The following is a 26,850-nucleotide window of genomic DNA, read 5'->3' on the forward strand; positions in this document are numbered from 1 at the left end:
TACCAATACCATTAAAGGAAATAGACCAACTTATATCTTTTTTATACAACGGCATCGCCTTTGAAAATATTACTGTTTTTATTATATGTCACTGTAAACACCATGTCCGAAAGCCATTTCCTAAATGAGGGATTGTCATTAAACTGCTTGAAAATCTCCATATTATCCGTCATTAAGTTAATGATTGCTTTGTTCAAAGCTTTATCGCTCTCGATTTTCGCATTTTGTTTATCTGAATTTTTCATGGCATTCTGGTAGTCTTTATCTTTCGAAACCATCTCCGGGATGCCGGCAATATGTTTCTTTACTTGATCTTCATCCCTCCAGGGAATATTCCCAAAGAGATCATGAAAACTGGATAGAATATTACTCAATAAATCCAATTCCGGCTCAGCCTTTGCTCCCCTAGCACCCGTAGGGACTGGATCGATCTCATAGGTAGCCGCGCCATCCAAAATAATGGACATCGTGACTTGTGTCTCTGCCCGGTAACTGTCCAAATCAATCGTCTCGAGGATTCCTTTGCTCAAGTCTTCTTCTCTGGGTGATGGAAGTTTCGGGATCAACATGTTCAAGAAGATGGACAGCTTTTCCCACCCAGCATTACCATAGGGCAAAATAGAAGCCAAAAAGCCATACGTTCTTGTGAATGCTTTGGCTTTACTTTTGAAATCCACTTGCCCGTCTTCATCCAATTCATCTTCATAAATTTTTGAACACACATCAAGTACCGGATCAAGCTGGTCCCTGTCCGCACCATTCAAGTACCGTTCAACAATGGTATCGATATGGTAATCCGTAAAAACGTGATACCCTCTAATGTCACTCTCCAAGTCGTTAAGTTTATTTGGATCGGTTTCATCGGATAAGATCGTAGTCGTGTAATATTTGGAGAAAGCATCCTTGATCGTGTCCGTCTCATTGGCAAAATCCAGGATGAAGGTATCGTGTTTCTGCGGATGAGCGCGGTTAAGCCTGGATAGTGTTTGCACCGCTTTGATATCGGAAAGCATTTTGTCTACATACATCGTATGAAGCAATGGCTCATCATATCCGGTTTGGAATTTATTGGCCACAACTAAGATACGATATGGGTCTTTTTTTAGTCTTTTTTCGATTTCATTGCTTGGAAAAGCATTTATACTGCTTTCTGTAAGCTTCTTACCGCCAAATTCGTATTCACCCGAAAAAGCGACGATCGCTTTATACGGGCTTTTCCTTTTCTCTAGGTATGCTGTAATAGCATAGTAATATTGAATAGCACGCTCTATGCTGCTAGTCACCACCATAGCACGAGCCTGACCGCCTACCTTACCTTTTGCAATCACATGTTCGTGGAAATGATCCATCATGATTTCGGCTTTCAAAGCAATGGCGGTTTCATTCGATTCCACATATTTTCGAAGCTTTTTCTGAGCTTTTTTCTTATCGAATAAAGGATCATCTTCTATGATTTTAGCTAGTTTGTAATAGCTCTTGATCGGCGTGTAATATTTAAGCACGTCCATAATAAAACCTTCTTGAATGGCCTGCTTCATTGTATATACATGGAAGGGTCTATGCTTTATCTTGCCATCCTCCGAATAGGGCACGCCGAACATTTCTAATGTTTTATTTTTGGGAGTAGCCGTGAAAGCATAATAGCTCGCGTTAGTCAACATTTTGCGGCCTTCCAAAATTTTTAATATCTTATCTTCTGTCGTCTCCTCGTCACTATCCTCGTATTTATCCGATAATGCAAGGTTCATCTTGGCCGACATAGTGCCGCTTTGGCTGGAGTGTGCTTCGTCGATAATAATCGCGAAATTGCTTTTCCTGTGCTCATTCCCTATATCCTCGAGGATAAAGGGAAATTTGTGCACCAGGGTAATAATAATGCTCTTTCCGCCTTGAAGCAGTTTCTTAAGATCACCCGAGCTTTCGGCGTGGCCGACCGTATTGGCAACTTGCATAAAGTTCCTGATTGTATTCTTAATTTGTTTATCTAAGTTAACACGATCCGTTACCACAATGACAGAATCAAATAATTTTTTTCCGTCCTTCGTGACTGAAACGAGTTGATGGGCAAGCCAAGCAATGGAATTTGACTTTCCGCTGCCTGCACTATGCTGAATAAGATATTTCTGACCGACACCATTTAAGCTTACATCCGCCAAAATTGATTTGACGGCTGCAAGCTGGTGATACCGGGGGAAGATTTGAGTTCTTTTGACCTTCTTGGTTTCGTCTTCTTTCTCTTCAACGATTTGCGCATAGTTCTCAATAATATTGGAAAGCTCATCCTTCCTCAATATTTGCTTCCATAGATAATCCGTTTTGATTCCATTCGGATTCGGTGGGTTGCCGGCGCCATCGTTATATCCCTTGTTAAAAGGTAGAAACCAAGATTTCTTGCCATCCAGCTTCGTGCACATTTTAACTTCATTATCGTCAACCGCAAAATGCACTATGCAACGACCAAAACTAAACAGCAGTTCTCGCGGATCTCGGTCAGTTTTATATTGATATACCGCATCCTCTACGTTCTGCTTGGTAAGTCTGTTTTTCAATTCGCACGTAATAACCGGTAAACCATTTATGAATATAACAAGATCAAGAGCAAGTTTTGTATTGTTCCGTGAATACATTAGCTGCCGCGTAACACTAAATATATTGTTACGATAAAGTTCTTTCGCCTTCTCATTCTGCATAGATGGAGTGAGATAGTATAAGTCTAGGGTGACAGGATAAACCTTAATACCCTTTCTTAACACGTCGATCACGCCGTTTTTGGCAATCTCGCCTTGCAGACGGTTTAAAAACTTCGTCTTATTGACTTCACTATGGAATACTCCCAAGATTTCAAGTTTTTCCGGTTGTGTTGCTTGTAGAAATCGAAAAAGACGCGTTTCGTCTATAGCATATTCTTTGTTATAATCATTGTTTTGCCCTTGTTCGTAGCCATTGTTGCTTACAAGATAATTAACAATAAGATCTTCAAGTCCGCTTTCCTTGGTGTTGGATGGCACTACACTTCAACCTCCTCCATAGCCCCAACTTCCTCGTCTTCAAGTGATTCTTCATCGTCAATCAAATCTAAGTCTGAGTCTTCTTCTGAGGTGTTTTCTACTACAATTTCGCGAACATCGACCTTACCAGTAACTACATCGGAGATAAGGCGGGTGCGGTATTCAGTTATAAGATCGATTTCTTTTTCTATGGCCAAAATATGCTTATCGATAATTGCAACCTTTTGATTGATGTAGTCAACTATGGTTTGTTGTTCAGTAATATTTGGAATTCCGATAGTGAAGTTTGCTATAAAATCAATTGGTACGCGCTTTTGTCCAGCCGCACCTGTCATTACATCTGTGCCGAGCAACCTAAAGTAGCTCGTTCTTGTGATCAAATACAAATACTGAGGTAATATTTTATCATTGTGCGCTCTTAACACAATAAACTCTGTTGTACCAAAACCAATATTTGTTGAAAGTTTATCCAAACATGCCCCTTTACCATTTTCAAAACAAGGGGTAATTTTTGCTACCACCACATCATTTTTTTCAAAATACGTAAAACCATCTTTAATTTCTTTAATTGGTCTCATTTCAGAATCGTCTACGTCACCGTAAACTGATACCTTTTCCATTGGTAGAAATACTACCTCATCATCAGGCGAATACCCTTTTAAGATATCTCCTCTAGAAGGATTTATTTGTGCAACTCTTTTTATCTTATTGCATTCCCAATGCTCTGGAATATCCTCTAACCATTCAATTCCTGAATACTTCATTTTGACATTTGAGTTAAGACCTTTGGTAACTACCTGATTTATGATAGCTTGTTTTAATTCTTTGAGCAGCCCAATCTGCTTTCTCTTGATCCTAATGAGTCGGGAAACCTTTCTACCGTGGTCATCTAGGAAGTCAGCGATTTTCTTCTGCTCATTACTGGGTGGGTATAATGAGGGCATTTGTTTAAATTCATCCCAGTAGAGTCTATTACGATCTGTTACGATTCCACGTGAATATTTATTTACTTCGTTCATGTAGGAATGAGTTCGAAATAGGTATGAGTAATACCGACTATCTACTTCCGGTAATGGGCTCGCAACTACATACGCGGGACTTACCAAGCCATCGGTAGGAGCAACCCCGACAGCTCCTTGCCACATCCTCATCATGTTGTAAACAATATCTCCTTTGCCCACACGTTTGTAGTTTTCGCGATTAGTCAAAACTTGTTTTCGTTTGGAATTTTCAAAATCCCTCACACGAACTCCTGTTTTAAGCGACACTTCCAATATTGGTAAATCTGGAAATCCTGTCTGATTGTGTTGTGAAAAAATCTTTCCATTTCTAAGAACTTTCCAATGCTTTGGAATTTGTCCAAAACACAGCTGCTCAGAATCTTTATATTCCAAATAAGGGGAAAGGGACTCTAACATAGCTCTTTCCTCCCAATAACCTGCTCTAGTAACCCTTCAGTTTCAATCTCCAGTTTATAAATCTCCGCTTTGATTTCCTCAAGAGTCCGTAATTTCACTGGCTTGTAGAAATATTTCGTAAAGCTGATTTCATAACCGATCTGTGTCTTACTCTCGTCAATCCAGGCATCTGGAGCAAAAGACAGTACCTCATCTATAAAGAATTGTTCGATGCCGCCTTCGTGTAATAATGGAATCTTCTCTGTGTCCCGCAATTCTATATTCGGTTCGTACTCCACAATACATGGTTTGCCGTCCATAACCACACTAAATAACCCTTTTAGTGGGTTAGCTTCTGATTTTCCGGGTTTATAAATTTTCTTAACGACCTTTTCTGCGGACTCATCCGCGAAAGCAAGGTGATTTCTAATAAGGTTCAATTTTTTGGACGACAACTTCACATTAAGCCGATCGGCAATTTGGTTCAAGTCTTTCAAAAACAGATTGTAATCTTTGAGATTGCCATAATTCATTGCTTCAGCTAGATCGGAAATAACCTTAACTAAGTCGTGCTCTTTTTGTTCCAAGCATATTTCAAAAAAGTGATCAAGTTTATCTTTTGCTAAATCCACACCTAAACGCAACGGTCTTTCTACCGTAATTTTCCAGTAGCCGAATTCCTTATTCTCAAAAATTTTTGAGTACTCCGATTGCTCAAATGAGAGCAGCATGTCAACAATTTCTTTTCGGAGCTCCGGAGTGAATTCGCAGTTTTTATTCCCCAAGTTTTTCCTTAAAGGACTTTTGAAATTAGTTGCATCAATGAGCTGAACCTTGCCGCGGCGGTGCGGTGCTTTACGATTGGTAACAACCCAGATGTAGGTTGCAATGCCGGTGTTGTAGAACATATTTTCAGGCAAAGCGATGATGGCTTCGAGCCAATCATTCTCAATAATGTATCTCCGTAAATTACTTTCCCCTTGGCCCGCATCGCCTGTAAACAAAGATGAACCGTTATGAACTTCTACTATCCGGCTGCCAAGTTCTGTATTATGTTTCATCTTGCTGATTTTATTTGCCAGAAAGAGCAATTGTCCATCACTAGTGCGGGGAATCAGTCTAAAATCGGCTTCGCCATTATGAGTAACGACAAAACGGGTATCCGTAATATCCCCTTTTCCGCCTAAGCGTTCCAAATCGGTTTTCCAGCTCTTCCCGTAAGGCGGGTTGGAGAGCATAAAATCGAAATTGGTCGTCGGAAAGCCATCGTTGGAAAGGGTCGAGCCGTAAGCAATATTGTCCGCCTGCATACCTTCGCCTTTGAGCAGCATATCGGCTTTTGTAATGGCGTAAGTTTCGGGGTTAATTTCTTGACCGAATAGATGGATAGAAATCTGTTTGTTATTGTCGGCAGCTAGCTGCTGCAATCTTTCCTCCGCAATGGTAAGCATCCCGCCGGTTCCGCAAGCGCCATCGTAAATGAGGTAGGAGCCATCGGTGATTTTATCCGCTACGGGTAGGAAAGCGATATCCGCCATTAATTCAACAACGTCACGCGGGGTGAAGTGTTCCCCCGCTTCTTCATTATTTTCTTCGTTAAATTTGCGAATCAGCTCTTCAAATATGACACCCATTGAATGATTGTCAAGCGCGGGAAGTTTCACTTCGCCTTTATCGTCCAAAACTGGCTCAGAGCTGAGATTGATTGCGGGGCTTACGAATTTTTCGATGACCGCACCAAGGATGTCAGCTTCTACCATCGTATCGATTTGATTTCTAAACTTAAATTTTTCGAGGATCTCCTGGACATTCGGAGAAAACCCGTCCAGGTAAGTAATGAAGTCAGATTTTAACTGTTGCCGTTTTGCTCTAGATTTCAAATCCTTAAGGGTAAATAGAGAAGCATTATAAAAGGCTTGCTTTGCTGCATTGCAAAGTGCAGCAGATTGATTGATTACACCGGCACTATCCAATCTCGCTTTCATTTCAAGCACAGCTTCTTTGGTTGGTTCAAGAACAGCATCAAGACGTCGAATGACCGTCATAGGTAAAATTACATCTCTATATTTTCCTCGAACATATACATCACGCAGACAGTCATCCGCGATACTCCATATAAAGTTAACAATTTGGTTATGTAATCTGTGATCCAATTGTAAATCCTCTTTTCTCGATGTTTTCAAATTTCACTCAAATCTTCCCGCCAACAAAGGAAGCGGATATACTATTCTAAAGGGCTTACTTATCATATTATCAAATGTTGATGACATCATATTGTCAGGAAGCGTATGTTCTTATATTTGAATTTATCGTTTCTACCAAACTCTTGCTATGGCAATATACTTCTACTTATTTCGACTCAGCGCTTCGAATCCCCTGCTTTCAGTACAGCGAAAAAAGTCCCATACATACAAACACGGCAGTTAAAAGAAAATTGTTACTGATATTTGGCTAGTCTCATTTTATATTCTTCTACACTTCCCCGGTTGAACAAATATCGTCTCCGGCCATCTTTCCAAACAATCACCCGATCCGGTATTAACTGATCAGTTTCCATTAATGTTTTCATCTTTTTTTCACCTATTTTCAATTGCTGCATGACGTCTTGCATATACATCCCATCCGTGTTTTGCTTTTCGATTTTTAATACTTCAATACATCGTTGCATCTCTTCACCCCAAAACCAAATGTCCGATAGATTTCCGTTTAAAACCGCCAATTGAGGTTGTAGGACTTTTTGATGTATAAATTTCAGAAGTCTGGAAATCGTTAAACCATTTACAGAGTACTTAATAAGCGCCTGGTGAAATGTTATCCCTTCTACATTTGTGTTTAGTATCCCCCTTGATCTTTCCAACAACCTCAAAACTTCCTCAAGCAGTATAAGCTTATATCGACTCAAACCAATTTCCACTTCGTTCAATAACCCTGGCTTTACCAGTTGAGATACGGAATCTCTTTGGATTCCGAGTATTCGTGCCGCTTCCTTTTTATTAATGTAATTTTGCTTCTCATCAAGTAGATGAACTAGTGATGATTTATCAACGAAGTGTTGTTTTGTTTTTCCATTATTACGTGATCTCATTTCAACTAAGCCGGATTCATGGAGAGACTCTAACTTCGGATACGATATTCCAATTAGCTGCTTAACCTCTTCTTTCCGAAAATAGTTCACTTTGTGCAATAGTTCCTGATTATGTTTGAATATTGAAAGGTCTTTTCGAACAACACCGCTCTCCAGCTGCTCGATCCAAAATTGCTCATACTCGTTTTTGATTATATCGAAACCATCAATAAGAAATAAATCTTCAAACGCTTTCTTTTGTCCATATATCTTCCTTCTGGGTTTCTTCAAAAACTCGGTTAAGATAAGATGAAACCGGTGCGGAAAATCACGATATATCCAGTAAACATGATTGTACGCTTCTGCTAACGATTCGTTAAGTTCAATTCCACCGCGGCGATTATGGAAAATTCGAATTTGTTTGTTGGGCTCATCAAGAAATGAAGTCAATCCTTCCAACAAGTAAAATGAGTGATGAGCTAATTGCAAGAATTGCTTTGCGTTTAAGCCACCAAGGTTTTGGAACATATCCCCGTCTTTAAATAGAGCTGATTGAAATTCACTTTGAAATTCATACTCAATCGAGTCGGAAGGAATCAATATCGATTCCGTTTGATAATAACGGTAGCCACACCGCTTGCATAAGCCGTTCATAAATTGATCCATGATAATCGGTGTGTTACAATGGGCACAAGTGTCGATCAATCTGGATTCGTGCCGTAAACAGATCGTTATCGGTTTAAGTCCCCACATCGTGCGATGATATGCTTTTTCTCTTAAACAATCAGGACAATACTTCATACGATTTTTTAATAAATAGGAATCCATATTTTCATCCAATACATTTTGATAAATATGGTATGTTCCCTGAGACAGATTGCTTTTGGGTTGATTTAAATGTGAGGAGATTTTTGTGATCTGTTCGTCCGAAAACGTATTTCTTAGCCATTCCGCTCTTGTAATTTTAAAGGATGTCGTTAATACACCAATCGGTCTATAGTTGGCTCTGGCTACTCTGAATAAATAACTCGATAAGCTCTCATCGTGATAACGTTCCGGCCTGTTAATAAACATGTTCATTCATCTCCATTCTATGAAACTAGTATTCCCGTGTTGCCGCGATACTATTCTTAATTGAAGAAATGACCTTCAATTATAAAAATAAAAAAACACCTGCGCCAAGAGGTGTTCGTGGTATTATCCCCTCACGGTAGACAGTAAAAAAAGAACCCATGTTATCATGAGTTCACACTGTCTGCCGGAGGGGATTTTTGTGCCGCCAAAGAAGGGTCAGAAATTTAATCGATATGACGAGGAGACGAAAAGGGAAGCTGTCCGTTTGCGTTTAGAAGAACAATGGAGTTACCCCACTATAATGAAAAAGTTTGGCATCAAAAGTAAGTTTCAGATTCGCAATTGGGTTACTAAAAATCAGAACGGTGAATCTTTCGAAGATTACCGTGGCCGCTGGATTAAGAAACATTTCAGCAGCGTTGAAGAAGAAAATGAGTATCTAAAGGCACAGGTAGAATACCTAAAAAAGCTCAATCCGAATCTGCACGGGGAGGGAAGTTGGATAAGCAAGCCCGGTTCAGGACCATCGAAAAAATGATTCAACAATATTCTGTAGTCATGCTGTGCAAAATCGCCGAGGTATCTAGAGCAGGATACTACAAGTGGAAATCAGACGAAAAAGCCCGGGAAGCCCGTATGGAGCAGGATGCGGATCTTAAGGAACATATCCTGGCCATACACCGCGTTCGGCCTTATTTCGGCTACAAGCGAATGCGTTGCTTTACGTAAAGAAGGTTTCCCGATTAACACCAAGAAAGTACGGCGTTTAATGCGTGAACTTGGCATTCAATCAGTCATTCGCAAGAAACGGCCATTTGCTGGTCATAAACCGTCTATAGTGTTCGACAATGTACTTAATCGTCAATTTACTGCGGAAGCGATCGGGAAGAAGCTAGTGACTGACATTACCTACGTACGTGTAGGTCATGATTTCATTTATTTATCGGTTGTTTTAGATCTTTGTAATAACGAATTAGCGGCATGGGAAGTTTCTGAACGAAACGACCTTCAACTTGTGTTGGATACTGTGAAACAGCTAGATGACACAGGTGCTATATTGCATTCAGATCAAGGATTCCAATATACAGCGAGAGCATACGGCAATCTCCTCGAGGAAAAAGGTTTTACTGGAAGCCATTCCATGCGTGGCAACTGCTTTGACAACGCATGTGTCGAGTCATTCTTTTCGCATTTAAAAACGGAGAAATTATACTTAGATAAACCAAAAGACATAGCTCATGCTCGTAAGTTAATCGCTGAGTATATCGAATATTACAACAACCATCGTTTTCAGAAAAGACTCGGCGACCTCTCTCCGATGGAGTATCGGAAAGCGATCGCCGCTTAATTCAACGTCTTTTTTCACTGTCTACTTGACGGGGGTATGACCATCGAACTTGTCTTCAATTATGATGATTTTCTTGTTTGTCTTTTTGTCTTCGATTTTTGTTTTTGGTTTTGCTCTCTGACAAGTGCTTCTTCTTTTCTTCTTTTAATTTCAACAGCTTCAAAATAATTAAACCGATCATCCCCAAAAGGATTTACCGCATACCTTTGATTAGATCGAGTTAGCCTATGAAAGGCATCGTGAAGAGAGTCTTCATTGATGTAATCCAGACCCCGTTTTAATGAAAGCTTTGTCGCCTCAATTAATAAATCCTTGATGTAGCGTGGGACTCCTTCGGTTACATAGTGAATTTTAGATGCTAACACGGGATCACTAAGATTCGAATATTCCGATAACGGCAACTCCTCGTCCAGTTTTTTCAGAAACATTCGAAATTTTTTCTGTTGCGCTTGATCTTCAAATCCGAATGGTTCAAGGATAATTCTTCTCGGATATCTCCCGTCAATCTGCTCATTATATTCAAAGATTGCTTCCGATTCCGGGAGACCACAAAGAATAACCGGGATATTCAGCTCCTCCGTAAGTAATTTGAGCCAGTCGGAGGCTGTAGCTAGAACGTTTTGGGTGTCCCTATCGATCAGATGTTGAAATTCATCAAGGATAATCATTTCCGTCTGACAATCATGTACAAATTGTACAATTCGTCTACCCAGTTCTTCGTCGGTACCAGAGTTTGCAAACAAATCTCCCATTTGTCCCAGAATCTTGGAAGCTAGCGCTTTTGGAGTTTTTAAGCGAGGCGGGACCTTAACATATAAAACGGGAATGATAGTCCCGGTATCCGTTAGTCTTCTGGGAAATTGTTCGACGTATTTTGTCACAATTGTCGTTTTTCCGGCTCCGGTTCGCCCGCAAATATTAAGCTGAGAAGCTTGTACAGAGCCCTTCGAGGTGATGTGTATTTCCTCGAGTTCTTCATATACTTCTTGATATTGCGGATGTGTAACAATGATTTTCTTAACGTGCTCTACCCTTTTCGTATATTCATGGTCACGGTAATTTAATGCTTTCCCATTGAGTGAACCAAATATTGAAGGTTTCATTTTTCTCCTCCTCTGCTACGATACGTAACTCCCCAATCTTCGTCCAACTCATCATCGAAAAGTAAGAGCGGTAAATCTTCTGTTTCCTCTTCAGTTTCGGTATCAAAATATCGCTCTAGGGGTTCTGCACTTGATTTTGACTTACTATCGTGCTGAGACTCTGGAGTTAAAGATAGCTCCCCTTTGAAAATCAATGATTCTAGCCGTTCCGGTGCAATCTGGGCTTCATGCAACAGTTGGATAGAAGATAGATGCTTGTAATGCTCGACAGCCCTTAGATCATCAGGCAGCTTCTCAAGTTGCACAATTTCTTTTCGACTGTTGCTGACGATATCCTCCACGTTCTGATAAGCATACGCCAAATGTGAGGTGTCAAATTCGTTGTACTCTTTATTTTTCCGATGATTATGATATTTCAGTTGTGCCCAATGGACCGGAAGATTCTCATCGATATTTTTCTTTCGCAAACTGTTTCGTACGGGATATGCCTCGATATATTGTTCAAGATCTTCATCAAGAACATAAATCGTGCGCATATCTGAGGGGTTAAATCGGACTCTAACGTTTTTGTCCTGTTTTTTGCGTTTCATCTTATCCAGCAATTGCATTAAGGCTGTACTTTGGAAAAACTGACCTTGGAGTTCAATACCTTTGTTCGTTATTTTTCGGTATTCAATGCCCGTGGATAAAAGCATGATGAGATCCTTCTTTTGCATAGGCAATGTTCGATGAACTTTCCAGTCTTTTATTCCTTGTTCCCACAAGAAAGCCGGTGTTCCCCCGCGAGAAATGTTATAATCATTAGCAATAAGATCCACTATGAGAATATGCACTATTTCATGTAATGCCTTTAATGTCAGACAAGCTTTACCAGTGGAGTCGTACAGAGCGCGCATCTTGGGATCAGAAAAACTGGTTCCTGGGACGCTGTGGAACAATTTTTCGTTCATTGTTCTGAACATGCGCTCAATTGTACCTTTGTAGTGACCGGCTTTAACTGGGCAGAACTGAACTTCAATACCGATTAAACTGAGGAACTCCTCTAAATCCTCAGCATCATGTACCTTGGCGTTATCCACAACGATCACTTCAGGTTTGCCAAATGCCGTCCAATCGTGTTGAAGTCTTGGATACAACTTGCGAATATGTGTTTTAGGCAGCATAGCGTGAAGCAAGCATTGTTTAATCGCTTTAGCGTTTGGCTCCCCAAGCCAGAGTTCATATCCAAGCCCATAACCCGTTGCCTTGTCAACAGCATGGATTAAGTGGAATCGTTCCTTCTTGGAATTCAGTGTATCAACTACAAATAGATCAAGCGGGGTCCAGTCAATTTCTACCCTTTGAAGTGGCCTTTCTACATAAACTTCTGTTGTAGCACCGTATTTATTTAAATTAGCTTGAACAGTACCGAATCGAGCGCGATCCTTCAAATATGTCTTTCGTAGATGTTGAATTACCCGGTTAGTCGTCGCTCTTCCGCAAGGATGTATTTTTCCCTCTTCAGGACGTGTTTCATTTAGCTTTTTCAGTTCCGCCTTCATTTCAATATGAATTCTTCGGTTTGAAACATCCAGTCCCTCTTTGTCGTATTTTTCCACAAGTTTCTCGATGATTTTTTGTATTTCAATTGGAATCTTAAATTCTTTAGTACCTTTTAGATCGTTACGCGGCAGCAGACTACGTTTGTCATGAGTTTCGTCCCAGCGTTTTTTCCATCTATACAATGTGGAAACCGAGGAAATATACTGTCTCAAGTCATCTGAAAGTGACTCAATGTAGGTTTTATAATTTGCGGGCTTAATTTGTCCCATCAAAATGGGCTCCAGTATCTGATATCTCTTATTGATGATGTTCCGCTCGTCATCACTAAACAAGTCAACATCATGTTGCGAGACTTCGGCTTTTTCTTCAATAAAATCTCGTTTCACAATTAAGCGTTCGTCATTCCAAGCTTCGAGTAATTCGTTAACAGAATAAACTTCAACCAGGTCGTACGATAAATTGGTTACTTCCACTTCGTCATGGTCCAAATACTTTCGGATAAGAAACTCTTGCTCCTTCCATCGAAACCTTAGACCCGGTAAGAAAGCAAATCCCTGCATATCAATTCTCCTCTCCGTATTGGATGGACACAATCGTCTGTTCATTTAATTCCGAAGCAAATAAATCTGCATAAACCTTTTGGTGGTAAATCAATTTATAAACGCATTTGTAAAAAGTCGATTCGTCTAGATCAGAACAATTTGACCTTAGCATTTCAATAGTTGAGGCACCTGTGTTTTGAAGAGTATGGAGCACATAAACAAGGTCGTTGAATTCTGTCCATTCATACCCCATCGCCCGAAGCTTGTCCAAATTCTCTTGCAAATGACCTTGAAATATTTGCTCTTCGGTTACGATTTGATAATCCCAACCCTGTGATTCGCAATACATGCGACCGATAATAAATTTGATGATAATTTCCGGATTTTGCGTCTTAGACTTGGCCTTTACTTCCACGATCCGGACACGACCGTCACTTGTTATGACTTTGAAATCCGGATAATACTTTCGTTCCCTTCCCTTGTATTCATATAAGAGACAAACCGGTTGTGACTCCACTTCGATCACTTCTCGATCGAAGTCAAGCAAACGAACAAAATGACGTTCCAACCGACTTTCACAATGAATCATTTTATTGTTCTTCAAGAGCGGAACCTTCCAACGAAAATGCCGACCTTTTACAGGTTTTATGCGTCTGGCTGACCGTTTTTTCATGACTTTACTCCCCCCTCAGTACTTAGCTTGTCCAATTCTAGTAATCTATAAACCTATTACTCTTGGTCACAATAATTTATTCCCATGTATTTAAACCCATAACACGCATTAACATTGGAGTTTTTAGGTATAAATAAGCAATTGCACCATCAACACTTGGACCTGAAATTGGTTGAATCCCCCTATCATCCAACCACTCCAATAATCGCTTGCTACTTCGAATTTTCGGATGTAGTTTTACCAATGATGTTAATGGAATATACTGCGAAACGAACTGATCGTAGAGTCCTTTGGTTATTGCAAGTTTTTTCCTTGTAGTCCGAAGAAATCCCTTACTTATCCATGATGACAGAGCTTGATTTTTTACCATCATAAGTTCAGCTGCTTCTTGTATAGTTAAGCCTATTTCTTTAGGAAGCTCCTTAACTTCCGATATTCGGAAAATCAAACGGTTCAAGCCTGTTTTTTCTTCGACCATTCCACACGGCTTAATTTTCCTATCTAACAGCGCAACAATAAACTCACTTATTCGTATTTTTCGATTTAACACTGTTTGAATATGTTCAAAATCTACTGTTTCTTTTATATCCGTATGCAATGGAACATCATCAAGATAGACCTTTTGTATTTTTTTTATACTTTCCAGAGCACAATAACGCACCCCTTTTTTTCCCTGTACCATATAAATTTTCCCTAGCTCTATTAAATCTTCGATAATATACTCCGATATTCCTAAAATTTTTACTGCAGTTTTCATATCAACGTAATTATCATTTACTGGGTTAACTTTAATATTCTTCTCAGTCTGGGATAACTTCATTTCTATTTTCTTCTTCAATTTTTTTAAGAAAGGGGCTTCTGCAGATTTTACGTCGCAATAATCGAGAAATGATTTTGATACAAACGAATATTCCGCTGATCCTAAATGTCTGAGTAGATGATAATGAAACGAACCAAATTCTTTTAATATTTCATAATCTTTGTACGATTTCGGAACAGTACGATAATTATCGATAAAACTATGAAATGAACGAGGCCAATCAGCAAACATTTGGAATGTTCTAGTCGTAGTTTCATGAAGATAATTTGGTTTATAAACCTTGGAATAACTCACCTTCACCTGGGATGATTTAATTTGGACGTAGTAATAACAAAACAGTATATGTAGGTATAGAAAATGACGTAAGCTAAGTTCTTGGATTTCTTTCGATGAAAAAGAATACGAAGATCGAATATTTAATAATTTTTCATTAATCCACTTTGATAAAAGCGTCTCGGAATTAGGAACTTTTTCTATGTTGCATCTCCGTAAATCAAATCCACAATTACAGTGAGTAAGAAAGCGACGTATCGGTGAAATATATAGTTTGCATTTAGGGCAGTAGAATACCAATTTACATTGATGAATATGGCAAGTCGTAATGACTTTGATTTCCCAAACTTTTCGATGGTAGGGTTGTTCAATAAGACAAACTGGACATACCTGACAATATCCGGTTGGGCACATTCCGAACGAACTGATATGTCTAAGTATTTTTTCATCTTCACTTCCATACATCCCCATTTGATAAAAAAAAGTAGAACTTAAAAGACAATGCTCATCTATTTTGGTCAACTCGCACAGTTTTGATATGTCCACCTTCCCAGTGACCATTAATAAACTCCTTGGATCAACTCCGGCAATTAATGATGACAGTTTATATAATTTTCTTGGTGTTGTTCTGTTAGCTTGAGATAATCGAATCATGTACCCCCTTATGCTCTCGTCAGCATAAGGGACTACTCTCTTAATTAATACATTTCCCAGTGTGATCACCTCATTCATTTGACCAAATAGTCAATATTTTATTTTTGATGACTTTATAGTCATTTTTTGTTCTATATTATCCGACAAAAAATTCATTGTCAATATTATTTTGACTAAATAGGCATTTTGGTGCACAATTAGTCAATAAGGAGGTGCACTACTTGAAATATTACGCAAAGCTTTTAAGCCAATACATTGATGATTCTGGAATGACTCTAAAGGAAATCAGTAATAAGCTTTTAGAAAATGGTCTGAGTGTCGACAGTTCTTATATAAGTAAAATAAAAACAGGGGCTAAACCCCCTGCATCCGAAAGTATATCCCGAGCTTTGGCTAAAGTCCTGAATGGTAATCCTGAAAAGCTTATTTTTGCTAGTTACTTAGATAAAGCTCCCGATGAAGTAAGGGAAACCTTCGAGCAACTGGACTGTATGGTAGATGAAACGTTAAAGAGTATTTTTCTTCATTCATCCAGCCCACAGCTAGCTGCTATCATTGATAGGCTCCGCCGGTTTGAAATTGATCAATTAAGACCATTTTGCGTATTTGATCAGTTAAATTTGAATGAAATTCCATCTGGTTCTCAGACTTTAATGCTTGATTTTCTTGATATTATTCTTAAAGAAGAACTAGACCATAAAGGAAAACTTAAACTTATTCCAGTGATTATAGAATTTTTAATGAATTCGCAAAAAGATCTATATAACATTAGAAACAATCATCTTCTTCGTTCACGTCCTTCTAAATCAGAAGAAGACCAGAGTGACCTAGATTATCAAAATGAACTCATAGAAACGGCAAAAAATCTTAACCTATCAATTTTATTTTTGGATGGGGAAAGAGAGATCGTTTCTAGAGCTGAGGGAAGGTATCTAAAAAAATGCCTGGAATCTTTACGTAGTTATAAAAAAGAGGAGTTTGGGGAGTGAAAAACTAATTTTTATTAATAGTGTTGAAAATGGAATAGCGCGTCATCCAGGGAAATAATCAGCAAGTAAAATTAGCGAAGTTTTTGGCTGCCGCTGCTTCTACTGCAGTCAGAAACTTCTCTTTAATTTTGGCTAAATGTCACCATTAACCGGATTAAGTTCTGCGACCTCTTATTGCATCACCTTCGAGATGCTGTCATCGATTAATAAGACCTAACTCGAAAACCATTGCAGGATCAATCAATTTCAATATCAATTTGATGGCTATTTTTGCCCGCATACCCATGCATCCTTACATATCTTAAGGCATGCTGAATTCCGTGTACTTTCCCTTGAAGAAATAGGTTTTCCGGATCACTCTGAAGTTCATGACCTAGTTCCATCAGATAAGATTCCAAATATTCAATCAGATAATCAATCGATTGTTTCTCGTTCATATCAAAATATTACCTCAACCCATCAAATTTATAGGTTAGCATATCTTCAGTCCAGCCCACTTTTATTATCTACCCAACGTTCCTTATATATAGTTTCAGCTTCTTCCGTTGGCATTTGATTCAAAAGCTCCTCAAACTCAAGAATGAGTGCAGCAGCATCCATTGAATCAGCATAACCAACTTTATCGAGAGCAGCAATTAATGATCCAATCGACTGTTTATAAGAAATCTGGCTATTTAACTTATAGGCTAGATTGTCTACAAACAATTCGCTATTTGAAAAAGCCACTTTTTGAAGATTTGGATCTTCAGTCTTTAAAAATCCGCGTATAGATGCAAGATAATTTGCAAGTGTGGTTTCACCTGAAAGTTTATCAATATGACGATCCAAAACATCGATTAAAAACTTTACTTTTTCGGAATCATTTAGCAAGGACAAGTTCTTTCACACCCAATACCTTTAGATTTCTTATTTATGCTTTAGTTCCAATAACATTTGTACGAGGACCGTCAATATTGAACCCGTAGCTTTCCCTTATTTCCCTCATCACAATTATAACAAAACAAGCGATTAATTCGAGATAAAGGTTTAGCCGCCTTCTCGAAAATCGCTTGTTTCCGTGACCACGCTTAGTCACATATTTATTTTACCATAAGCCAACAAATTCAACCAAACACTACAGAGTCAATGTTCTATCTCGCATATTTATCCAATAAAATGCATAAACATTGATCGTTAGAATATTTATTCAAATCGATGAATAAAACAATTTTTTATCGTTTTACATGAGCCACTTTTGTCATCAGTTATAGCCATTTTAGCAGCTTTCATGATCCATCACAAAGGTCCCCCTCTTTGCTACTACCTATTAATTACAACGGCTGTATCCACAGTTGCTGCATGTTTTGCAGCCTTCCACGTTCATAAGCGTGGCCGATCCGCATGACGTACACAGGTCGAACGAGCTCGATTGGCCTGCATACTTGAGCGTGCCCTCGCCGCGCTCTGGAGCAGCTGGAATCGCAGCTGGTGCTGGCGCCGGTGTCGATGCAGCCGAAACTGCCGGCGCTGTATACGAGGCTGCCGCTTCCTCAGCCATCTCCGCATGCGTCTCCAACGCCTTCGCCACTGCGTCGGCAATCGATTCAACGCGGTTGGCGCCAAAGCCGATTGCGCCGGAGCCGCCGATGCCTTTCAAGTGCTTCACAAGCAGCTTCACTTTGTTGCCATGATCGCCGTAACGGAGGAACAACGAGCAGACCCGACCTAACGCTTCCGCCATCGCGAAGACGTCCGAACCGGCTTTGCCGACGTTCAAGAAAATCTCGCCAGGCGTGCCGTTCATGTCGTTAATCGTAATGTACGCCATACCGAATGGCGTATTCACTTTGTACGTTGCACCTCGCAGCACTTGCGGACGGCTCTTATACTGCTTGTCGAACACTTGCTCCTGCTTCGGCGTTACATTGCTGTTCAACGCTTGGTTCAGCTGGCCAACTGCAGCCGTGTCTGCCGCTTGCGATGCTGCAACCGGAGCTTCTGCCTGCTCCGCAGCCTTCTCTTCCTTCTTCTCATCCTTAGAGGAAGTGGACAGCACTTGCACGTCGCGGCTTCCGTCACGATAAATGGTGACGCCTTTGCAGCCAAGATCGAACGCAAGCTCGTACAGCTCTTTCGTCTCTTCGATCGTGAAGTCATTAGGCGCGTTCGCGGTCTTCGAGATCGAGCTGTCGACCCAGCGCTGAATCGCCGCTTGTACGCGGATATGATCCTGCGCAGACAAGCTCATCGATGTCACGAAATAATCCGGCAGCTCCTGGCCTGGGTGCGCGTCGAGCCACTGCTTCGCAATCGGTACGAGCTGTTTATCGAAGCCGAGACGGCTTTGACGGAAATATTCGAAGGCAAAGTACGGCTCGATCCCAGTCGACGTGCCGACCATAGTACCTGTACTACCCGTAGGTGCCTGTGTAATGACCGTCACATTCCGCATCCCATTCTTCAAGATGGAGTCACCGACTTCCGGATACGTCGCCACCATATTACGCATAAACCCGCTTTGCAAATAAAGCTCTGCGTCGAACGCTTCGAACGAGCCTTTCTCCGCCGCAATCTCTGACGATGCCAGGTACGATTCGCGTGCGATGAATCCGTATAGCTTGTCGAGGAACGACAACGATTCCGGCGAGCCGTAACGAATGCCGAGCTTGATCAGCAGCTCCGCAAGTCCCATCGTACCGAGACCAACACGGCGCTCCTTCTTCTGATTCGCTTCGTTCTCTGGAAAATGGTACGGCGTCTTGTCGATGACGTTATCAAGGAATCGCACCGACCAGCGCGTAACGCGGCCAAGCTCATCCCAGTCCACGTCATGCTTCGCCTCATCATAGAACTTCGACAGGTTAATCGCCGACAGATTGCAGACGCCCCATGCCGGCAGCCCTTGCTCGCCGCAAGGGTTCGTACAAATTATCGGATTGAAATACCAACTGTTGGACATCTGGTTATAATATTCCATGAAGACGACGCCCGGCTCTGCCGATTTCCACGCTGACTCAATAATTGTGTGCCAAACTTCGCGTGCACGGACTGTGCTGTAATGAATAACCGGATAGCCGGCGGAGCGCCATTTCTCCAAGTCGCCATCCCATAACTCATCATATCCCGGCGTCTTCGTATCCGGGAAGACGAGCTCCCAATCGAGATCCTCTTTGACGGCTTTCATAAAGCCGTTGCTTACACATACGGACAAATTCGCATTCGTCACTTGGCCCATCGTCTGCTTAACGGTAATAAAGTCGAGCAGATCCGGATGCCAATCGTTAATCATCAGCATCAAAGCGCCGCGACGGCTTCCGCCCTGCTCAATCAGCCCCGTTGTATAGCTGAACAAGCCGCCCCAAGATACGGCGCCGCTCGACGAGCCATTCACGCCCGTTACAATCGCGCGACGAGGACGAAGTGACGACAGGTTAATGCCGACGCCGCCGCCGCGGGCCATAATTTCCGTCATCTCCGTGAGTGTGTTCATAATGCCGCCGCGGCTGTCTTTCGGCGACGGAATGACGTAGCAGTTGAACAGTGTGAGCTCTTCGCTCGCGCCGGCTCCTGCTGCAATCCTGCCCCCAGGAACAAGCTTCCAGTCATCCAGAATATAACGGAAGCGCTCCGTCCACTCCTCGCGCTTCTCTTCCTTCTCGACCGACGCCATTGCGCCTGCAAGACGATCCCACATCTCTTCCGGTGTCTTCTCCACCGTCAACGTTAACTTCTCGATTGTCGATTCGACCGTCTCACCGCTGCGAAGCTTAACGACAACCTTGCTGCCGTCGCGAGCGGTAACCTCACCGACCTCCTTGGTCGGAAATTTCGGATCGTCCTTCGTCAGAACGAGTACGACGTCCCCGACCTTCGTCTCATTCGTATCCGCATTCTTCCAGGCATATCGGTCCAGAAAAATTTTCTCACTAAGCCCTTCTAACCGCCGTTTCTCTGTCGCTGCCATCCGTCCGACATCCTCTCCATTTATATTGTCAATCCTTATGTTCGTCTCGATAATGTATGTTTTTTCCACCACATATAGTGTGCGAATACCATTATACTATACTAGATATGGTTCATCATAACGGAAATTGTCTGTTTTCGCTTATAATCGTCACAATCCCCTCTCTAATCTTTGAATTGCTTGTACATCCTCGTCCTATGTCGATATTTCGCGCCTTTCCATCTCTCTTCTCACCTGCTCTTATGAATTGTACACCAATCGGCCATACTATGAAAAATGTACGGATATTGACGTACGCCTACGTGGCAGGAAAGGAGCTTATCGATGTCGCAACCGAACCAACCGATGCATAGTCCGCGCTCTGAGTCAGCCGCTGCTTCCCGCAGGCTTCACCCGCAGGTCGAATGGCGTTTCGACCGCAGCTGGTTCGACGAGCTGCAGGCTAGATTGAACCGGAACGGTCCTTGGGACGACTGGTCGCTCTATCAACTTGCCGTCGAAGCGGAGCAAGCCACGCAAGTAACGAGCTTTGACGATCTTCGCTGTCTCCGCTGTCTGCCGTCGTTCGAGCCGATGCCGCATCAGATTACAACAGCAAGTAAAGTGCTGCACGAAATGGGCGGACGGGCGATTCTGGCCGACGAGGTCGGACTCGGCAAGACGATCGAAGCCGGGCTTATTCTGAAAGAATATATGGTGCGGGGGCTCGTCAAAAGAGCGCTCATTCTCGTTCCAGCGTCACTCGTGCTTCAGTGGGTGAGAGAGCTGAATCAGAAATTTAGCATCTCCGCCGTGGCACAGAAGAAGGCCCATACGTGGCAGTATGACGTCGTTGTCGCCTCGATCGATACGGCAAAGCGCGAGCCGCACCGAGAGCTACTTCTAGCAACCGATTATGACATGCTCATCATTGACGAGGCGCACAAGCTGAAAAACAAAAAAACGACGAACTACCAGTTCGTGAACCAGTTGAGCAAAAAATATTGTCTCCTTCTTACCGCAACTCCGGTGCAGAACGATCTGGACGAGCTGTACAACCTCATTACACTATTGAAGCCAGGACAGTTGGGAGGCCAGAACGAATTCGCCGCCAACTTCGTTGTCGACAAGCGGCTTCCGAAAAATGAGGATCAGCTGCAGGAGGCGCTGTCTGCTGTCATGATTCGTAATCGCCGAAGCGACGGCGGTATCCAGTTTACGAAGCGGATCGTTCGCAACATTCCGCTTACGCTCTCTCCTGAGGAGAAAGCGCTGTACGACGGCGTAACATCATTCGTTCGCGAACGTGTCGTCGAATCAGCCGCCGACATGGCCAGCATGCTGTCGCTCGTTACGCTTCAGCGGGAGGTATGCTCCAGCCGCGATGCCGTGTTCTTAACACTCGTCAATCTGTTCAAGAAGACGGCAGAGGATTCCCCGCTCCGTCCAAAAATTTGGGGACTGGTCGAGAATATTCGCGCTATCACGTCTAATACGAAGGCCGAGAAGGCCATTGAGCTGATCAAAGAAATCAATGACAAAGTGATCGTGTTTACCGAATACCGGGGGACGCAAGAATATTTGCTTCAGTTCTTCCGCTCACACGGACTACACGCTGTCCCTTATCGAGGCGGGATGGGCCGCGGGAAGAAGGATTGGATGATGGATCTGTTCCGCGGACGAGCTCAAGTGCTGATCGCAACCGAAGCCGGCGGTGAAGGAATTAACCTGCAGTTCTGCCACCATATGATTAACTTCGATTTGCCTTGGAACCCGATGCGCGTCGAGCAGCGGATCGGACGAGTACACCGGCTCGGACAGCAGAATGACGTTCATATTTATAATCTCTGCACGCTTGGAACGATTGAAGAGCATATCGTCAATTTGCTGCATGAGAAAATTAACCTCTTCGAGCTCGTAATCGGCGAGCTCGACCATATTCTCGAGCGGCTCGAGAAGCAGGATCTGTCGATCGAGCAGCAGATCGCACGCATGGTCGTAGAAGCGGAGGACAGTACAGAATTACAGCAGCAAATAAACTCCCTTGGCGATTCACTCGTTCGTATCCGCAGCGAGGTGGTTGCAGAAGAAGTGCTGAACCAAGGTGAGAATGATGCGATGGAGAGGCTGCTTGATGGCACCGGAGATTGTATCTCAATGGAGGCGAGCCCATGAACGAGCGGCAAGTACACAAGTTCGTACAGCGATATCTCGAAGCGACCGGATGCACCATACTTGAGAAATCACCAGCCCATTTCAAAGTGAAGCTGTCTCCTGCTGCCGATCGTGCACTTACGAACCGGCCTTACTATTGGAGCTTCGTCGATCGGACCGGAGCAGAGCCGGAGACGATGTCCATGCTTTTCGTAACCGACCGTTCCAAATACGATGCGATCGAAGCAGAGGACGAAGCCAAGCAGCAGGCGGCGCAATCGGGCAATTCATCCGATAAGCTCTCCCCTGCGGCTGAAGCCGCTTTGGGCCGATCATTCGGATTCGTCCACGGAACGATGAATACGATTCGTATGCCGCGGGAAGAAATGTACTTCGGTTCTCGCAGGCTGGATCAGCTGTTCGCTGCCAGCCAGGCAGGCGGAAGCTACGTCTACCTCTTCCAAGAGCCGGAGCGCAAGCCTGCACTGCCCTACGACTCTACGCCATACACCGCTTGGCTCGGTGTCAATCTGCGGCTGGAGTTCGCTTGTGACCGCAAACGTGAGGAGCTTCACTCTTTCGGTGTTTCTCTGGCAACTGGACAATGTGTTGAGAAGTTCCATGATCGACTGCTTGACCTGAAGATGACGCCAAAGCTGCCGCCAAACGTCCATGTGACGAAAAATGGAATTTCCCTCGGTAAGGCAGTGTCCATCATCGAGCAGACGATGGAGCGAAAGCTGAAGCAGTATGATTATGAATGGGCCGTGCAGGCGAGCAAACGGCTTGACGACGAGCTTGCTCGTATCAAGCATTATTACGAGCCATTGATTGAGACTGCCACGGAAGAACATAAGCCGTCCATTATGGAACAATACAATCAGAGACAGGCCGAAATTCGTTGGCAATTCGAGCCGCGAGTGACAGCGTCTGCGGTTAACTGCGGCATTTTTCACCTGGCGGGCATCGATTGAACGTTTATTCCAAGAGGGATGACGGAGTTCGCATCATTCCGGCAAAAATAGAACCGATGCTGCGAATGTTCCCGCGACAGCTTCCAACAACGTTCTTGGAAGCTTGTCCTTTACAATAAAAATGAACGTAAGCGGCTTCATATTGAGCGAAAGGCGGAGATCACGATGAGGTTACTTCGAACGAAAAAACTCGCTGTACTGTTCGCATGCTGCGCATTTATGTCGGGCACAATCAACAATAGTCCTATCTTTGCTGAGACGAAAGCGCTGAAGCCCGCACATTCCGTTACCCAAACTCCAGAAGAGCAGAAACGGCTGGCGAATCAAGTGCAGATCTGGATTGACGAGCTCGCTAAGCAGCGGCCCTTCGCAGCATGGTCAGGTGCCGAATTTACAATAGAAGCGCTAGGTCCAGGAACACATGCCTGGTATGTGTTAATTACGGCCGGCGGCCGACCGGTCGGCTATATGATTGTCAATGCAAAAGAAAAAGGCGGCTACGAGCTAGGGGAATACGGTACCGGCAAAAGGCCGTTGTTCGATATCGAAACGCTTCGGTTATCACTCAATCGTCACGGTATAGGAGCTGAAGACGTAATTGAAGGTCAAGACTCACGTCTGTATGTGAATGGGTTGTTTGCAGTATGGCGTGTCGAAACGAAAGACCGAGACATATTGTATGCAGACGCTGCGACCGGGGAGATATTGCCGACGACAGAACGACAATGGACAAGTGCTGCAGCAGCCGTATTGCAAGCTGCAGCCTCACCTTTTCCCGAATCCGCAGGCACTCGTTCCCACATTTATAAGACCCACTTGCGGCAATCGTTCGATGTATACGCCGAACTACCGTGGCTCACTTCCCAACCGATTTGTATACGACAGGCGAACCACCTCTTAAAGCCTATCGGATCTGATCAGCCGGTTCGGTATGTAGCAGATCTGTACGATCATAGTGCGACTTTCATGTGGGGCGTTGTCGGCTACCAGCAATGGTCTAACGATGCTGTATATTTGGCGCTCGAAGAGCCCGATCCAGAAGGCAGCGGGCTCAGTCATCATGTTCGATATATCAGCTTATCCTCATTGTACCCATTCGGTCTCTTTTATCTCTCCTCCTGATTGCTGCGCCTTGCGGCGCCGCAAGCCCTGAATCCATAATGACAGCGACAGCGGTGCAATTCCGAACCAGCGGGTCGACCATGGCTCTCTTACAGCACGGGCAGCTTGTTTATCGATTCGCCGCTGTTTACGCACCTCAGAGGGCGTATCAATATAGGTAACAACTTGACCGGCTACATATTGGATTAGTTCATCTCTTTTGTCCGCCATGCTCTTCGGCTCCCCTTTTCTATCTAAATCTTATCTCTTACTTATAAGGATGCCCTTCGTTCGAGCCAAATAATCATGAATGAGTTTCCATCCGTCAAGCCACGATATAACTATGAATCGTGCTTGCAGGGGGAATTGCCGAATGAAACGGACCAGTAAATCTAAAGAGTGTAGTAGAAAATGGGTCAAGTCGGCTTATATAGCCGGATTAATACTTGCTGCTTGTACCTATCCTTACTCGAATTTCGCATCTGCTGACAACCGCCCAATTGCTGTTTCCGGAACGGACAACAAGCATCAAGCGATTGAAGCCGAAGCTGGTATGGATAAACAACAGCTTCATGCTCCTCCGCATTATAAAAGAGCACTGCCAACAGCGGTCGTACTAATCGATGCCGGTCATGGCGGAATAGACGGAGGTACTAACATCGGTAACATTCTAGAGAAGGACATCAATCTTGAGGTAGGCAAGAAGCTATATGTACTTCTTCGCAGCCAAGGGATTAGGGCGGTGCTCAACCGGACGGGGGACTATGCGTTAAGCGATGACAACCGATGGCACAGGACCAACTCGCGCCATCGCCGCGACTTATCCCAGAGGCGGCAGCTTTCGGACGAGATTGAAACGACCCTGTTCGTGAGCCTGCATGTGAACTGGGCTAACAACCGCTCAAAGCATGGACCGCTCGTTCTACACCAGAACAACGGTGAAAGCGCCCTGCTTGCTTTCTGCATACAGGACGCTTTGAACCGGCTTCAACGAACGAATGAGCTGCCTCGATATGCCAAGCCATACTATCTGCTTAATACAGTTGACGAGCCGGCTGTCATTGTCGAGATGGGGTTCCTTTCTCATTCAGGCGATCGCGAAATGCTGACGAATCGTGTTGCGCAGACGAGGATCGCTCAATCGATCGCTGCCGCATTACGGCAATATTTGCTCATCGCTGGGACCCCGGATAAGCTCGGAAAGCTTCACGATGATCGCATTCTCCCGTAACGTTGGTGTAGATTGCAGCAGAACGGCTGCTGTCTTTTTGCCCGGAGGCCCGACATGACCGATCGCAACACAGTGCTCAGTCAGCTGCAGCTGCTTATACACTTCGCCAATCTGCTTGGAGATATGCGAAGTAGAATACACGTCATCGAGAAATACATGATTACTCAGCAGCGGTATTCCAATTTCAGCAGCGACCTTCGGTACGACCGTTTTATAAGATGTACGGCTGTCTAGAAAGAAGAGTCCCCGTTCCTTACATACCGTGAGGACAATACGCATGACTCGCTCATCTGACGTTGCCTTCGACCCCATATGATTGTTCATTCCGACGGCATACGGCACATTATCGATTGCTGCCTCCACGCGTTTGCGGATCTCAGCGTCAGACAAATCTGTCGTTATGGCGCCGGGGCCAAGCCATTCCCGCTTCCCTTTATTCGGCTCCATCGGCATATGGACAATAACATCATGACCAAGCCTATGAGCATTCTCTGCGTCCGCTTTCGTCGATGGCATAAACGGCATCACCGCGACAGTGAACGGGAATGGTAGCTTTAGCATTTCTTCTGTGCCTGTCATCGCATTGCCAAAATCATCAATAACAATTGCGATCCGTTTAAACGATTTGGCATGCGGAACAGTTTGCAGCGAAAGCATCGGATGCGGCTCCGACTGCGGGGCAGCAACAGCAGCGTGCAATGGAACAGAAACAAGGACAAGAAGCATTGCGGTCATCGCGGTTAATCGTAACGTAATACGTGTTCTCATCAAACTTAAGGATTTAAATTGGTTTCGTTGTTTCATGAAATGAGGGCACCGCCTTCTTCATTTGAAGTATTCTCATTGTGTGTGCCCCCCTTCAAAAATATGTAGCGATTTGCTTCTCTCAATCAGGCCATTATTTACTGTATCCTTCAATCTTATCGCAGCTCGTTGACTTTCATGAATCAAGTATGATAAATTAATATTCTCAGGTCTTAT

Annotated in this window: 18 protein-coding genes and 2 pseudogenes; 6 read left to right on the forward strand and 14 right to left on the reverse strand. The window is 43.4% G+C overall.

Annotated elements, in window-relative coordinates; translation table 11 throughout:
• Positions 1 to 41: 41 nt before the first annotated feature.
• The 4 genes from PXY01_RS03470 to PXY01_RS03485 form a co-directional block, all read right to left on the reverse strand.
• Positions 42 to 3,008 carry a type I restriction endonuclease subunit R gene (locus tag PXY01_RS03470; RefSeq protein ID WP_127567301.1) on the reverse strand — a complete coding sequence of 989 codons (2,967 nt, stop codon included), beginning with the start codon at positions 3,006 to 3,008 and terminating at the stop codon, positions 42 to 44.
• Positions 3,008 to 4,426 carry a restriction endonuclease subunit S gene (locus tag PXY01_RS03475; RefSeq protein ID WP_127567303.1) on the reverse strand — a complete coding sequence of 473 codons (1,419 nt, stop codon included), beginning with the start codon at positions 4,424 to 4,426 and terminating at the stop codon, positions 3,008 to 3,010. The genes PXY01_RS03470 and PXY01_RS03475 overlap by 1 nt, the downstream gene beginning before the upstream one ends.
• A complete protein-coding gene (locus PXY01_RS03480) occupies positions 4,420 to 6,558 on the reverse strand; it encodes a type I restriction-modification system subunit M (protein ID WP_127567305.1) in 2,139 nt (712 codons plus the stop codon). The genes PXY01_RS03475 and PXY01_RS03480 overlap by 7 nt, the downstream gene beginning before the upstream one ends.
• 284 nt (positions 6,559 to 6,842) lie before the next feature.
• Entirely contained in the window at positions 6,843 to 8,543 is a 1,701-nt protein-coding gene (locus PXY01_RS03485; RefSeq protein WP_164744291.1) for a TniQ family protein, read from the reverse strand.
• Positions 8,544 to 8,709: 166 nt separating this feature from the next.
• On the opposite strand from PXY01_RS03485, the pseudogene PXY01_RS03490 reads away from it, so the two are divergent.
• Positions 8,710 to 9,891, forward strand: a pseudogene (locus PXY01_RS03490) (IS3 family transposase).
• A gap of 59 nt (positions 9,892 to 9,950) precedes the next feature.
• On the opposite strand, the gene PXY01_RS03495 reads toward PXY01_RS03490, so the two are convergent.
• The 5 genes and pseudogenes from PXY01_RS03495 to PXY01_RS23245 all read right to left on the reverse strand — a co-directional run.
• Positions 9,951 to 10,994, reverse strand: coding sequence for a TniB family NTP-binding protein (locus tag PXY01_RS03495; protein ID WP_127567309.1), 1,044 nt, complete (start codon positions 10,992 to 10,994; stop codon positions 9,951 to 9,953).
• The gene (locus PXY01_RS03500; protein WP_164744292.1) at positions 10,991 to 13,096 is read right to left on the reverse strand and encodes a TnsB C-terminal domain-containing protein; all 2,106 of its coding nucleotides are present in this window, start codon (positions 13,094 to 13,096) and stop codon (positions 10,991 to 10,993) included. The genes PXY01_RS03495 and PXY01_RS03500 overlap by 4 nt, the downstream gene beginning before the upstream one ends.
• Position 13,097: 1 nt before the next feature.
• Positions 13,098 to 13,751, reverse strand: a complete 654-nt coding sequence (locus PXY01_RS03505; RefSeq protein WP_127567313.1) for a TnsA endonuclease N-terminal domain-containing protein — start codon at positions 13,749 to 13,751, stop codon at positions 13,098 to 13,100.
• A gap of 76 nt (positions 13,752 to 13,827) precedes the next feature.
• Positions 13,828 to 14,865 (reverse strand): hypothetical protein, encoded by a 1,038-nt coding sequence (locus PXY01_RS22700; protein WP_246027779.1) that lies wholly within the window; start codon positions 14,863 to 14,865, stop codon positions 13,828 to 13,830.
• Positions 14,866 to 15,153: 288 nt separating this feature from the next.
• Positions 15,154 to 15,576 (reverse strand): annotated as a pseudogene (locus PXY01_RS23245) (TniQ family protein); the annotation flags it as partial.
• Between the two features lie 143 nt (positions 15,577 to 15,719).
• Between PXY01_RS23245 and PXY01_RS03515 the strand changes: the two are divergent.
• Positions 15,720 to 16,487 carry a hypothetical protein gene (locus PXY01_RS03515; RefSeq protein ID WP_127567317.1) on the forward strand — a complete coding sequence of 256 codons (768 nt, stop codon included), beginning with the start codon at positions 15,720 to 15,722 and terminating at the stop codon, positions 16,485 to 16,487.
• A gap of 236 nt (positions 16,488 to 16,723) precedes the next feature.
• Here PXY01_RS03515 and PXY01_RS03520 read toward each other — a convergent pair whose 3' ends face one another.
• The 3 genes from PXY01_RS03520 to PXY01_RS03530 form a co-directional block, all read right to left on the reverse strand.
• Positions 16,724 to 16,924 carry a hypothetical protein gene (locus tag PXY01_RS03520; protein WP_127567319.1) on the reverse strand — a complete coding sequence of 67 codons (201 nt, stop codon included), beginning with the start codon at positions 16,922 to 16,924 and terminating at the stop codon, positions 16,724 to 16,726.
• Positions 16,925 to 16,970: 46 nt separating this feature from the next.
• Positions 16,971 to 17,363, reverse strand: coding sequence for a hypothetical protein (locus PXY01_RS03525; RefSeq protein ID WP_127567321.1), 393 nt, complete (start codon positions 17,361 to 17,363; stop codon positions 16,971 to 16,973).
• A 430-nt stretch (positions 17,364 to 17,793) separates the two neighbouring features.
• Complete coding sequence (locus PXY01_RS03530) at positions 17,794 to 20,430, reverse strand: adenosylcobalamin-dependent ribonucleoside-diphosphate reductase (RefSeq protein ID WP_127567323.1); 2,637 nt, start codon at positions 20,428 to 20,430, stop codon at positions 17,794 to 17,796.
• 324 nt (positions 20,431 to 20,754) lie between these two features.
• On the opposite strand from PXY01_RS03530, the gene PXY01_RS03535 reads away from it, so the two are divergent.
• The 3 genes from PXY01_RS03535 to PXY01_RS03545 all read left to right on the forward strand — a co-directional run bounded on the left by PXY01_RS03535 (position 20,755) and on the right by PXY01_RS03545 (position 24,659).
• Positions 20,755 to 22,584: a DEAD/DEAH box helicase gene (locus PXY01_RS03535; RefSeq protein ID WP_127567325.1), complete on the forward strand. Its 1,830-nt coding sequence runs from the start codon at positions 20,755 to 20,757 to the stop codon at positions 22,582 to 22,584.
• Positions 22,581 to 23,537: a YqhG family protein gene (locus tag PXY01_RS03540; protein WP_127567327.1), complete on the forward strand. Its 957-nt coding sequence runs from the start codon at positions 22,581 to 22,583 to the stop codon at positions 23,535 to 23,537. Before PXY01_RS03535 ends, PXY01_RS03540 begins: the two co-directional genes overlap by 4 nt.
• A 165-nt stretch (positions 23,538 to 23,702) precedes the next feature.
• Positions 23,703 to 24,659 carry a hypothetical protein gene (locus PXY01_RS03545; protein ID WP_127567329.1) on the forward strand — a complete coding sequence of 319 codons (957 nt, stop codon included), beginning with the start codon at positions 23,703 to 23,705 and terminating at the stop codon, positions 24,657 to 24,659.
• Here the strand turns inward: PXY01_RS03545 and PXY01_RS03550 are convergent.
• Positions 24,621 to 24,869 (reverse strand): YqzE family protein, encoded by a 249-nt coding sequence (locus PXY01_RS03550; protein WP_127567331.1) that lies wholly within the window; start codon positions 24,867 to 24,869, stop codon positions 24,621 to 24,623. The genes PXY01_RS03545 and PXY01_RS03550 overlap by 39 nt on opposite strands.
• Before the next feature lie 142 nt (positions 24,870 to 25,011).
• On the opposite strand from PXY01_RS03550, the gene PXY01_RS03555 reads away from it, so the two are divergent.
• A complete protein-coding gene (locus tag PXY01_RS03555; protein ID WP_127567333.1) occupies positions 25,012 to 25,869 on the forward strand; it encodes an N-acetylmuramoyl-L-alanine amidase in 858 nt (285 codons plus the stop codon).
• On the opposite strand, the gene PXY01_RS03560 is transcribed toward PXY01_RS03555, so the two are convergent.
• Positions 25,795 to 26,673 (reverse strand): divergent polysaccharide deacetylase family protein, encoded by an 879-nt coding sequence (locus tag PXY01_RS03560; protein WP_373864270.1) that lies wholly within the window; start codon positions 26,671 to 26,673, stop codon positions 25,795 to 25,797. The two genes, PXY01_RS03555 and PXY01_RS03560, sit on opposite strands and share 75 nt — an antisense overlap.
• Positions 26,674 to 26,850: the final 177 nt, after the last annotated feature.

The sequence above is a fragment of the Paenibacillus xylaniclasticus genome, assembly GCF_004001065.1.
Lineage (GTDB): Bacteria > Bacillota > Bacilli > Paenibacillales > Paenibacillaceae > Paenibacillus_T > Paenibacillus_T xylaniclasticus.